Origin of the sequence: Nostoc sp. C117, from assembly GCF_043099735.1 — a bacterium.
Taxonomy (GTDB): Bacteria; Cyanobacteriota; Cyanobacteriia; order Cyanobacteriales; family Nostocaceae; genus Nostoc.
In genome coordinates this window covers 3,191,444-3,204,050 of the sequence record NZ_CP170991.1, presented here as the reverse complement: position 1 = coordinate 3,204,050, position 12,607 = coordinate 3,191,444, and the positions used below count along the sequence as shown (strand labels likewise).

Sequence of the window (12,607 nt, the reverse complement as noted above, 5' to 3'; positions counted from 1 at the left end):
TTTATTCAAAACCTTTAACTCCTCACTCTTTACTCCTCACTCTAACTTTTAACTCCTAGCCCCTAACTTCTGACCTATACCATTTTTTTGTGCAGTGTCACCTTCTGGTAGTTCGACGCCAAAGACGCGGCTAAAAGCTTTGGCGACTTTGTAGCCAGAATCAATCGATTCTAAGGGATCTTTCCGGAGTCTGTGACGCAAGCATAGCGTAATTACGCGGTGGATATCATCAACTGTAACTTCAGTGCGTCCTTCAAAAGCCGTTAAGGCTTTAGCAGCGCGGTTACTTACAATGTCACCCCGTAAACCATCTACATCCAATTCCGAGCAGACTTCAGAAATTTTTACCCGTAGATCGTAGTCAATTTTAACTTCTGGCAAAAGCTGCTGAGCATTGACAATTTTCTCTTGGAGTGCTTCTTGCTGGGGTTTGTACTCTTCGAGAAAAACTGGGGGATTTTGGTCAAATTCCGATCGTTGTTCGACGATTTGCACCCGCAAAGCTGGTTCTTTTACCGTGTGAATTTCTGCGTGCATTCCAAAGCGATCGAGTAGTTGGGGGCGCAGTTCACCTTCTTCGGGGTTTCCAGAACCCACAAGAACGAAACGTGCTGGGTGACGGATAGAAATACCTTCCCGTTCCACGGTGTTCCAACCACTGGCGGCGGAATCGAGTAGCACGTCTACAAGGTGATCGTCTAGTAAGTTGACTTCATCCACATAAAGAATGCCTCGGTTAGCCTTTGCCAGCAGTCCCGGTTCAAAAGCTTTGACACCTTCAGATAAAGCTTTCTCGATGTCAATTGTGCCGCAAACTCGGTCTTCTGTGGCTCCTAGTGGCAGGTCTACCATTTGGACTTTTTTCTGAGCTACAGGAATTTCTGCCCCCTGTTCTAACAGTTGGCGGACTTCATCACTCATCAAGTCAGGGTCGCTAGGATCGCTACTAAACGGGTCATTGGCAACCACAGAGATTTCTGGCAGCAGATCCGCCAGCGCGCGGATAGTTGTGGATTTACCGGTACCGCGATCGCCCATGATCATAACACCACCAATTTTGGGGTCAATCACGTTCAACAGCAGCGCCAGTTTCATTTCTTCCTGGCCGACAATTGCCGTAAAAGGAAATACCACACGACGCGCGCTTGCCGTGGATTGAGCAGTTGGACTCACTAAATTACCTAACAATATTTTTCTTATTACAGTTCTTTATTGTGACACAGGTGGGGATCTGGGGGAGTCAGCAATCAAAGAGCAAAGGAGAATAACTAATGCCCAATGTCCAATATTAGGCACTAATAACTACATAACTGCGTCAAATATCTTAATTTACGTAAGTCTGATTTAGTTTTTCTGGTGCAAAAGTTCCATAGATACGGAACGAACAACTACCAACAAATGAATTTTTTAGTAAGTATAAATGCTTGTACACTATATGTCTAGTAGATCTAATCATCAAAGCAAGCAATGGCGTGTGTGGGTAGCTAATGCATCATTCAAACCTATGAAATCAAGTTCTTTTATTCAAGGTTGGCGACGAAAATTCAAATATATATTTCCACTCTTGATTTTAATATCGTTCGTCACGGTATTGTTGGTAGATAGCTTCACCCCTGCCATCGCGCAGCTACCCCGTCAGGAAATTCGCGGGGTTTGGATGACCAGCAATGATTTTGACACCCTCAAAAATCGGGTCAAAGTGCAGGATGCCATGAGTCAGTTGAGGCGGCTAAACTTTAACACAATCTATCCTGTGGTTTGGAATTCTGGCTATGTGATGTATCCCAGTGCCTTCGCACAACGTGCAGGAATTCAACCTTTTGTCTACAGAGGTGCAGATGGACATGATATTCTTGCAGATCTAATTAACCAAGCCCATCGCAAAGGACTACTGGCGATTCCCTGGTTTGAGTTTGGTTTTATGGCTCCCCCAACATCCGAATTGGCGCTGAACTATCCAGATTGGTTCACACAAAAGCGGGATGGTAGCCAAACTTCCATCAGTGCAGCTGGTGAAGTTATGTGGCTCAATCCCTTCCATCCCAAAGTGCAGCAGTTCATCACCAATCTCGTGCTAGAAATTGTTACCCAATATGATGTCGATGGCATTCAGTTTGACGATCATATGAGTTTGCCCCACGAATTTGGCTACGATCGATATACGGTTGCCTTGTATAGCCAAGAAACTAAAAAGACTCCCCCAACAGATGCCAAAGATCCGGCATGGGTAAAGTGGCGAGCAGATAAAATTACCGCATTCATGCTAAAACTTAACCAAGCTGTGAAGCAGAGAAAACCCCAGGCGATTTTCTCCCTTTCGCCTAATTACTATGACTTTGCTTACAAGTTTCAATTGCAAGACTGGCTTACTTGGATACAGCAGAATATTGTAGACGAGTTAATTGTGCAAGTTTATCGTCCGAATCTGCAAAGTTTTGTCACAAATATTTCCCGTCCAGAAATTCAAGCCGCGCAACAAATAATTCCCACTGGAATTGGAATTATGGCAGGTTTACGAAACAGCCCAGTTTCGATGCAACAAATTAAATCTCAGGTGCGGGCTGTCCAAGAACGCGGTTTAGGTGTAACTTTCTTTTATTATGAAAGTCTTTGGAATGATGCACCAGAATCTCTAAACGAGCGCCAAGCAGCATTTGAAACCCTCTTTCCATCACCTGCACTCCGCGCCAGAGCTGAATAACTTTTTTTTGCTAGTGAGCTAGTTTTCCCTATAGCCCCACACCCCCTTAGATTCAGGGTTTGCGTCGAAAATCAGATCTAAACAGTTTTCATATCTACCTCTGACCTCCTCATGCAAAAGAAAACTGCTCTATCAATCAGCAGCAGCATAATCAGGTAATGCATCCAGTTGCAACTTAACAGCACTCAAGTAATCTTGGTCATTCAAAACTTGGGCTGACAATCTGTTGGCATTAACAGCAGCCTTCACCAAATCCAGAGCCAGAATTTTTTGACTCTGGGTTTGAACGAGTAAGGTTTCCCCACTGGGAATACCTTGTTGGTTTAGACCTCCTTGGTAAGCAAAAGCAACAAGATTGAAAGGTTCTACATAACTGTTGATTGTCCCAGATTGGTTTAACGTGTTAGTAGTGATAGCTATATTTGTTTGTTTATGATTGGTTGCACCATACTCTACATTAGGAGAAATGTAGTTGCTGTTATCGGCTGGTTGAGCGCTAACAATTCCACTGGAAAAAGCAATACAGGCAACAATAAATACAGAATCTATTAAAGTTGTTAGTCTCATATCTCTATCCTCAAACCACAAAATCTAATACTCTTTAGCCACTAAATATTATTCAGACTGAAGAAACGGTTTTACACAAAAAGTTAAATCAGTAGGCTTAAGTAATAGATTCTTATTTTTCATCAGCCACGACTTCGTACAGTTAGGTCACCCGAACGGGTGATTTCTGTTTCACTAGTTTCCTAACCGATGACGCTCTGTTGCTGATTCTCAGTGGTTGGCTATTATTGGCTTGTGCTTATAGTTACTGAGATATTGTTTTTACTGGAAGTTGCCGATCGCCCCAGAGGCTGAAACTAATTTAAGACTGGGGAAAACATAGACTTTATAGGCATTCATAACTGGTACAGAATTGAAGCCGCGATCGCCAGAGCAATATTACGCCATATTTACGAGTGATTTTATTGCTGACACTCTAGAGTATTTTGAAAAATCAGAAATACATCCTTGGACTTAGATCGTCTCTCATTATTGAGAAAAAAATAATGATAAACATTGAGAATTTCAATGGTAAATCAAGATCAATTCAAAATAAATTTTTCTAATGATTAGCTTTAGAAATTGGCATTTTACCAATTGAGGATTTCAAGTCAATATAGGAACAAGAACATTTCCTGTAGACAATATATTTGAGGTGAAAACCAATGGTTACAATCACTAAAACTAATCAAGTTATTTCTAATTCAGGACGTTTAACAATTCAAACTATTGAAATTGCTGCCCAAACAACTGCTATTCGTTGTCTTGATTGGGATAGGGAACGTTTCGATGTCGAATTTGGTTTACGGAATGGAACCACATATAACTCTTTTTTGATTCAAGGAGAAAAAGTTGCTTTAGTTGATACTTCTCATCGAAAGTTCGAGCGGTTATATCTTGAGATACTATTAGGATTAATTGACCCAAATAGAATTGACTACTTAATTATTAGTCATACAGAACCAGACCATAGCGCTTTGGTCAAAGATATTTTGCAATTAGCTCCTTCTATTACCATTGTTGGTGCTAAAGTAGCTATTCAATTTCTGGAAAATATGGTTCACCAGCCATTTAAATCAAAGCTGGTGAAAAGCGGAGAACGCTTAGATTTAGGTAATGGACACGAATTAGAATTTATTTCTGCACCTAACTTACACTGGCCTGACACAATCTTTACTTATGACCACAAAACTAGTACCCTCTACACCTGCGATGTCTTTGGAATGCACTACTGTGACGATCATACTTATGATGAAAATTTAGACTTGGTAGAAGAAGATTTTCAATATTACTATGATTGTCTCATGGGACCGAATGCGCGGTCTGTCTTGGCAGCTTTAAAGCGAATTGAAAAGTTAGAAATAAAAATAGTTGCTACGGGACATGGACCTTTACTACAAAACTATATTCCAGAATGGATTGAGCGATATCAAAGCTGGAGCTTAGAACAAGCAAAAATAGATAGTTTAGTAGCACTATTTTACACAGAAGATTATGGTTACAGTGAACATTTAGTGCGTACAATAGCACATGGATGTGCAAAAACAGGCGTGGTAGTAGAATTAGTAGATATTAATACTGCCGAGCCTCAAGAAATTAGAGAATTAACCACACAAGCCTCTGGTTTAGTGATTGGAATGCCGCCGCAATCTTCAAGTGTTGCTCATGCTGCTTTAAGCACTATTTTAGCTGCTGTTCACACGAAACAATCTATTGGTTTAGTAGAGTCGGGAGGGGGAGAAGATGAACCCATTTACCCTTTACGGAATAAATTTCAAGAATTGGGCTTAACTGAAGTTTTTCCGCCTATTTTAATTAAAGAAAATCCTACTCAAGCAACAGAACAACTTTGTGATGAAGCGGGAACAGATATGGGTCAATGGTTAAACCGCGATCGCACTATCAAACAAATTAAATCCATCAACACAGAATTGGAAAAATCCTTAGGACGTATTAGCACCGGATTATACATTATTACCGCCAAAAAAGGAGAAATTCAGAGTGCTATGTTAGCTTCTTGGGTGACACAAGCAAGTCAAAATCCTTTAGGAGTGGCGATCGCTGTTTCTAAAGAACGAGCAATTGAATCCTTGATGCAAGTTGGCGATCGCTTCGTACTCAATGTTTTAGAAGAAGGAAACTATCAAGGATTAATGAAACACTTTCTTAAACGTTTTGCTCCTGGTGGCGATCGCTTTGCTGGAGTCAAAACATATTCCGCTAATAATGGCTCTCCTATTCTTGCTGACGCTCTAGCTTATACAGAATGTGAAGTTACTAGCCGTATGGACTGTGGCGATCATTGGGTCATTTATAGCACTGTTCAAACTGGAAGAGTCGCCAAAGTAAATGCACTTACAGCCGTCCATCATCGCAAAATTGGCAATCATTACTAAATGGGCAAAAGAGTGCTGTTAGCGGTAGCAGGGCGTTTAGCCCGTGCTGAGTGCTGAGTTATGAGTTTTGTTTATCTCCTTATCCCCATCATCACAAAAAACCATGTATGAGCCTGTTGAAGATAACCCAATTTCCCTGTATCAAATTAATCGCGGACGCATTGTCAGAAGCTTGGAATTTATCCAAGACGTGATTGTAATTTCCCTGTGTATAGGCTTATTTAGCTTCATGGTGTTAGAAGTGAGAGACATGTTTCTCTCCCTACTCCCGCCTCTAGATTTTCATGTTGTTACTGCGGATATTCTCTTTTTACTCATCTTAGTTGAGTTATTTCGACTGTTAATTATTTACCTACAAGAACAACGAATATCTATTGGCGTAGCTGTGGAAGTTTCCATTGTTTCTGCCTTACGAGAGGTCATCGTCAAAGGTATTTTAGAAACTAATTGGAGCCAAATTTTAGCAACTTGTGCCTTCTTATTAGTTCTAGGAATATTACTCACTCTCCGAGTTTGGTTACCTCCAACTTTTGAAGGTATCGACCCAGAACAACAAGTATCTCAACGCTATAGAATTCGAACCCATTCCAAATTTGAGAACGTCGAGTAGGAAGAAGTAGACGGAGATGAGGGAGACAAGGGAGACAAGGGGACAAGGAGATAAACTAAAACTCCTAACTCCTAACTCAGCACGGGCTAAACGCCCCGCTATCGCTAACAGCACTTTTTTGCACGATGCCCAATCAAGAGGTTATTATGTCTGCAACTACAATCACTCCCAACCGTCCCAGAGATGTTCAGGTTACAGAGATTGGAAAAAATACCCTAATCTTGCGATCGCGCACTTGGGAAAGACTAAAATTTGAGGTTGAATATTCCCGTCAACGGGGAACCACCGCAAATTCTTATCTTATCCAAGCTGATAAAAAAGCCCTTATTGATCCTCCTGGTGAGTCTTTTACTGAAATTTATCTCCAGCAGCTAGCAGAACATCTAGACTTCACCACCCTCGATTATGTTGTTCTTGGTCACGTTAACCCCAATCGTAAAGCTACCCTTGAGGTATTAATTTCTCAAGCTCCTCAAGTCACTCTAATTTGTTCTCGCGCTGCTACTAATACTCTAAAAGCTGCCTTCCCTCAATGGGAATCACGCATCCAAGCGGTGCGCTTTGAGGATATTTTGGATTTAGGACAAGGACATGAATTATCATTTATCACTGTACCAACTCCCCGTTGGCCAGATGGACTTTGTACCTACGATCCTGCTACCAAAATTCTCTACACAGATAAATTTTTTGGCGCTCATATTTGCGAAGATACTTTATTTGATGAAGATTGGAAGGCGTTAGATGCAGAACGTCATTATTATTTTGATTGTCTCCATGCACCCCAAGCCAAACAAGTCGAAGTTGCCTTAGATAAATTAACAGTTTTGGGAGCAAAATTTTATGCTCCTGCTCATGGCCCAGTTGTCCGTTACAGTCTCAGCCGTTTTACCTATGATTATCGTCAATGGTGTCAAGAACAAAAATCTCAAGAGCTAAGTGTGGCTTTGCTCTATGCTTCCGCCTATGGGAATACAGCAATTTTGGCTAATGATATTGCCCAAGGCTTGATTCAAAGTGGAGTCAATGTAGAGTCAATCAACTGTGAATTAACAGATCCCGCAGAGATTACTCGGATTGTAGAAGCTTGTGATGGCTTTATTATTGGCTCACCGACCTTAGGGGGTCATGCACCAACTCAAATTCAAACAGCTTTAGGAATTGTCTTATCAACGGTAGCTAAAACTAAGTTAGCAGGAGTCTTTGGTTCCTATGGTTGGAGTGGAGAGGCAATTGATGTGATAGAAAGTAAGTTGAGAGATGCTAATTATCGTTTAGGGTTTGAAACAATTCGGGTACGCTTCAGTCCTACTCCTGACATTTTACAGCAGTGTCAACAGGCGGGTATTGCCTTTGCCCAAATCTTGAAGAAAACTAAAAAATTGCGTACTCCTCGTCAAGCTGTCACAGAAGCGAAAATAGACCGTACTGAGCAAGCAGTAGGGCGAATCATTGGTTCTTTATGTGTTGTGACAACTCGCGATCAACAAACCCACAAAGGAATTTTAACTTCTTGGGTATCTCAAGCAACTTTTAATCCACCAGGGATTATGATAGCGATTGCAAAAGAGCAGAATGCAGATTTAATGCGTCATCCAGGCGATAAATTTGTACTTAATATTCTCAAAGAAGGGAGAAATATCCGACGATATTTTTCTCGTCAAAGCACTTTAGGAGATAATCCCTTTGCGAATCTTTCTACACAAACTGCTGAGAATGGTTCTTTGATTCTGAATGAAGCATTGGCCTATTTAGAATGTACAGTCCAAAATCAACTTGAATGTGGAAATAGATGGTTGATTTATGCCGTAGTAGACAAAGGAAAAGTGTTGGAAAATGATGGTGTAACTGCAATCGAACATCGAAAATCTGGGAGTTACTATTAAATAATTCGTAATTCGTAATGACGCTCGCGGACTCGCTACCGCTACGCTAACGTAATTAAGTTTTGTAATGGGGATTTAGTTCGGTTAAGGCAAGAGACGCGATAAATCGCCGTTAAGACGAAGGACTGATTATTGTAGAGACGGCGATTTATCGCGTCTTTGTGATTTGAATGGTTAGTTGGTATGAAACTTAGAATCCCCAGAATTTGTGAAAGCTATCGGTTCAAAATTAGTTGTTGATGAATTTGGCGATCGCTAGTTGTTATAGTAAATTTAAGATTCAAAAGAAAGAATAAAAGCCTCAGTGAGAAAATCTGCGGAGAATTTGTCTCATACACTTAAATCAGCAATATTTGAATCTATAAAAAGAGCGAGTTTACATAATAACTTATGATAAAAAAACCTCTGTCTACAGAACGATTAAGCTGATCGGCGAAATAAAGTAAATATAGAATGCTAAATCAAATGGACATTGAATTCTATGAAACTGAATTATTTGATGAAACGGTTTTCCTCTATCGGACGCTCCATAGCTACAACTTTGTTATGTGTATCAGCGATCGCTTTTATTTGGCAAGGTGCATTTTTAGCAAACACCTCCGCAATGGCTAATCCTGCAACAAACTTCATTGCATCCGCCGATATCGATGATGCTAAAGGCAAAGCCAGTGAAGATGCTGGACGAACTAAGAATTTCATCCAAGATACGGCAGATAAGCTAAAGCAGACTGCAAAAAACAATGCCAATAAAGTAGACGAAGCAACAGATAATGGTAGCTTTATTGGGCGCAAAGCACAAAGAGATGCAGCTAGAATTCAGGAAAAAGCAAACAAAGACGCAGCTCGTACGCAGAAAGCAGTAGACAATACTAAGAATGCTGTTGAACGCACTGTTGATTCCATCAAGGATGCTTTTAGCAAATAGACAATATAGGAATCCTGTCTGATTTCGTTGTTAGGGATTTAGACAGGATTTGAACTTTTAGCCTTACGAATTACGAACTTGTACTGAGTTTCGACTACGCGGAAATCGAGCGTTCGCGTAGCGTCTCCGTCAGGAGAAGTCGAGATTCAACTACCGCGAAGTCGAAGTATGACGAATTACGAATTCTACCTCAACCCCCAACATGGACGCCTGGACGCCTCTGGGGGTTTTTTTCAGCTCGACGAAGTACTTCACGGGTAAGCACAGCAATATCGCCTTCACCAAACAAAATAAAACGCAGTAAGTATTGTATTGGGTTTCCTTCGACCCAGCCGAAGTAAGCATGGGGAATCTTACCTGTTTGATCGCGAATATGAAGGAGTAAAGCCGCGATCGCATTGGGTACTGCTGCACTTTTGGCACGTAGAATGCGGTAATCACCAACTTGTATACCGTTTACCTTAATCACATCCGCAAATTCCGAAGCATCTGATATCATAATTTCGAGAAAAAGGATGGGATCGTTGGCTGGAATATGGTTGTCTTCGCGCACCTCTTTCTCTTTTAAGAAATACTCTAGGACATCGCCTGTATTTAACCGATTGGCAATTATTCTTATTGCCCCCTGGCTTTCCTCGGCAATGAATTGACGGGCATTATCATCAATTTCAATTCTCTCAACTCGTAGTTCAGTTGAACGCCAAACCCGAGAAATCAAGGAAGTGCAAATGATCCCACCGATAAAACATGCAGCGATCCTAATGCCTTCTGGTCTTTCGATGATATTTACAATAGTTGTGTACACAAACAACACTGTAATAATTCCAAAGACAAGTGTTGCGTGTTTCTCTCTGTGGCGGTTAGCTGATAAGGTGACAGCAAAGGCTGCTGAGGTAATCAACACCAAGACACCAGTTGCATAAGCCCCACCTTGAGCTTCCACACTTGCCCGAAAGATGATTGTGACAATAAAAGCGATCGCTGTATAGACTAGGACTAAGGGTCGCGTGACTCGTGCCCAATTCGGTGCCATGCCATAGCGTGGCAAATAACGAGGCACAATACTTAGTAACCCTGCCATTGCCGATGCACCTGCAAACCACAAAATCGAAATAGTGCTTAAATCGTAAATTGTGCCAAAGGTATTGCCTAGATGCAAATGTGCCAAATAGGCCAGGGCACGTCCGTTGGCTTTGCCTCCTTGGGCAAATTCTGATGCGGGAATCAGGAGAGTAGTTATTAAGCTGGTGGTGAGTAAAAAGAAACTCATGATCGCAGCAGCAGCAGTCAGCAGCTTGCGCGTATTCTGAATCACGCCTTTAGGGTACTGATAAGTGTCGCCGCTGCTACCTTTGACAAGGGGCATAACTGTGACACCCGTTTCAAAGCCTGATAATCCTAGCGCTAACTTGGGAAATACAAGCAGAGCTAGACCGATTAGCACTAAAGGATTAGAATGGCGTGCAAACAATGCAGTTTGCCAGTTAGCGATCGCTTCTGGGTGAGTTAGGATCTGATGCAGACCAACGTTAACAACGATGAAGTTTAATACCAGATAAACTCCCACCAAAAATACTGCAATTCCAATGGCTTCTTTAAAACCTTTGAGAAAAACTGCACCTAATAATGCAATTAATACAAGGGTAATAGCGATGGTCTGATTGTGAAGCAGACTTGGAGCCAGCGGATTTTCGATGATATGGGCTGTAGCATCAGCAGCCGACAAAGTAATAGTGATGATAAAGTCAGTTGCCACAAAGCCAAGTAGGCACAGCACAAGTAATTTGCCTTGCCACCAGGGAAGCAAACGCTCTAACATGGCGATCGAACCTTCACCATGAGGACTTTCGGCAGCAATACGCCGATAAATTGGCAATGCCCCAAAGAGCGTTAACAAAATGAGAATCATCGTGGCCACAGGAGAAAGAGCCCCTGCTGCCAGGGCTGCAATCCCTGGTTGGTACCCCAAAGTCGAGAAATAATCTACACCAGTCAAACACATCACTTCCCACCAAGAATGCTGGCGATGTGATTCTTCCTTGGGGTGAGGTCTTTTTTGTTTTTTTGTATCTTCTTCAAGCAACCAGCGGATAAACTGTTTGCTGAGCCGTTTTGTTGAAATAATTGATTTAGCCATCAAATAGGGTTGAGGCAGGTTTCTCGACTAGGGATTTATTGAGTAGAAATTGTTTGTTCAACTTTAACAAATTTAGGAATCAGCCCTAATGCTATAGTTGACAAATCTCAGAAAGATCTGAGTAGAAAAAGATTATAACTTACAGCAATAATTATATATATAAGTGGAAGTCCGGAAAACGTTTTTATTGTCATCAGAGCAAAAAATATATCTGCGTAAGTTTTGCTTTTGTCTGAGTTATTTTTCAGCAACAGGTGTCTGTTAGCCTAGCCCATCGTTGGCATCGCCATCTCGTTTTTGTGTAAGTTAGTAAAGTGGAGAATTACGTCAGCATCGCTACATGCCATCTCCACTGCATTTTAGACTAAGTTCAGCTATTTATTTCCGCACAACAAGCCAAAGCGAATTAAGCCGCGCTGATAACCGCGACGCATCAATCCCAAAGATAATGCTCCTTGAATGGTAGTCCAACCGGCTTGAAACAAACCAAAAATTGCTTGAGGAGTGATAGCAGAATCAATCACCACATTCCAAAATGGGGCGACAGCTGGCGACCAATCAGCAGTGCGGATATTGTTTAATGGAAGTTGATGGGCGATCGCTTCATACTCTGGTAAAGAAATCACATAAGGCAAACAATACACCCGATAAATATCCTGCAAGTGCTTTTCCTCATCCGCCGTCAGTGGTGACACATCAATTGGTCGATGACACCAAGTCACCATAATAAAAGTACCACCAGGTTTCAACACCCGATAGCACTCCTGCATAAACTTGGTTTTATCTGGCATATGTTCGCCGCTTTCCAGCGACCAAACCAAGTCAAAAGAATTATCAGCAAAGGGCATTTCTTGAGCATTCGCCACCTGGAACTGGGTTCTTTGACTCAAATTTGCTTCTAGGGCGCGTTCTGTTGCTCTGGCGGCTTGCACAGGACTCAATGTAATTCCTGTCGCTTGGGCATTAAACTTTTCTGCCAGGTATAAAGAACTGCCACCAATACCACAACCTACATCTAGAATATTTGACGCCGCCTGTACACCTGCCCAAGTCAGCAATTCTTCAATTAAATCAATTTGCGCTTGACGACGGTCTTTTTTCTCATTACCATCAGCCCCGTAGTAGCCGTGGTGCATATGTTCCCCCCAAATCTGTTCCCACAGACCAGAGGAAGCATCGTAGAATTGTTGAATTTGCTGGTAAAGTGTTGCACTCATGAAAAAGCAGTCTCAAGACAAAGCATAGTTTAAAAAAACATATTCGTAGACTACCATGTATGTTTTTAATTAAATAAGGGTATTTTTTGTTCTAAGGAAAGTAAACCAAGATTTATCCTCCCTGAAAAAATTGATTGGTTTTACCTTAATCAATTGTTCTGTCTCGAATTTATACCAATTCTCCCAAAAAGC

Annotated in this window: 9 protein-coding genes; 5 read left to right on the top strand and 4 right to left on the bottom strand. The window is 41.5% G+C overall.

Annotation, left to right across the window (positions count from 1 at the left end; all coding sequences use genetic code 11):
* Positions 1-48 precede the first annotated feature (48 nt).
* The gene (bchI, locus tag ACFG4S_RS14060) at positions 49-1,173 is read right to left on the bottom strand and encodes a magnesium chelatase ATPase subunit I (protein ID WP_392535375.1); all 1,125 of its coding nucleotides are present in this window, start codon (positions 1,171-1,173) and stop codon (positions 49-51) included.
* Positions 1,174-1,435: 262 nt separating this feature from the next.
* Between bchI and ACFG4S_RS14055 the strand changes: the two genes are divergently transcribed.
* A complete protein-coding gene (locus ACFG4S_RS14055; RefSeq protein WP_392535374.1) occupies positions 1,436-2,701 on the top strand; it encodes a glycoside hydrolase family 10 protein in 1,266 nt (421 codons plus the stop codon).
* Between the two features lie 132 nt (positions 2,702-2,833).
* Here the strand turns inward: ACFG4S_RS14055 and ACFG4S_RS14050 are convergent, their stop codons facing one another.
* Positions 2,834-3,268, bottom strand: coding sequence for a hypothetical protein (locus ACFG4S_RS14050; protein ID WP_392535373.1), 435 nt, complete (start codon positions 3,266-3,268; stop codon positions 2,834-2,836).
* Between the two features lie 644 nt (positions 3,269-3,912).
* Here ACFG4S_RS14050 and ACFG4S_RS14045 point away from each other — a divergent pair.
* The 4 genes from ACFG4S_RS14045 (at position 3,913) to ACFG4S_RS14030 (ending at position 9,061) form a co-directional block, all read left to right on the top strand.
* The gene (locus ACFG4S_RS14045; protein WP_392535372.1) at positions 3,913-5,643 is read left to right on the top strand and encodes a diflavin flavoprotein; all 1,731 of its coding nucleotides are present in this window, start codon (positions 3,913-3,915) and stop codon (positions 5,641-5,643) included.
* A 103-nt stretch (positions 5,644-5,746) separates the two neighbouring features.
* Complete coding sequence (locus ACFG4S_RS14040; RefSeq protein ID WP_392535371.1) at positions 5,747-6,253, top strand: phosphate-starvation-inducible PsiE family protein; 507 nt, start codon at positions 5,747-5,749, stop codon at positions 6,251-6,253.
* A gap of 146 nt (positions 6,254-6,399) precedes the next feature.
* Positions 6,400-8,136: a diflavin flavoprotein gene (locus ACFG4S_RS14035; protein ID WP_392535370.1), complete on the top strand. Its 1,737-nt coding sequence runs from the start codon at positions 6,400-6,402 to the stop codon at positions 8,134-8,136.
* Positions 8,137-8,617: 481 nt separating this feature from the next.
* Positions 8,618-9,061, top strand: a complete 444-nt coding sequence (locus ACFG4S_RS14030; RefSeq protein ID WP_392535369.1) for a hypothetical protein — start codon at positions 8,618-8,620, stop codon at positions 9,059-9,061.
* A gap of 190 nt (positions 9,062-9,251) precedes the next feature.
* Here ACFG4S_RS14030 and ACFG4S_RS14025 read toward each other — a convergent pair whose 3' ends face one another.
* Both ACFG4S_RS14025 and ACFG4S_RS14020 read right to left on the bottom strand, forming a co-directional pair.
* On the bottom strand, positions 9,252-11,198 hold the full coding sequence (locus ACFG4S_RS14025) for an amino acid transporter (RefSeq protein WP_392535368.1): 1,947 nt from the start codon (positions 11,196-11,198) through the stop codon (positions 9,252-9,254).
* A gap of 374 nt (positions 11,199-11,572) precedes the next feature.
* Positions 11,573-12,415 (bottom strand): methyltransferase domain-containing protein, encoded by an 843-nt coding sequence (locus ACFG4S_RS14020; RefSeq protein WP_392535367.1) that lies wholly within the window; start codon positions 12,413-12,415, stop codon positions 11,573-11,575.
* Positions 12,416-12,607: the final 192 nt, after the last annotated feature.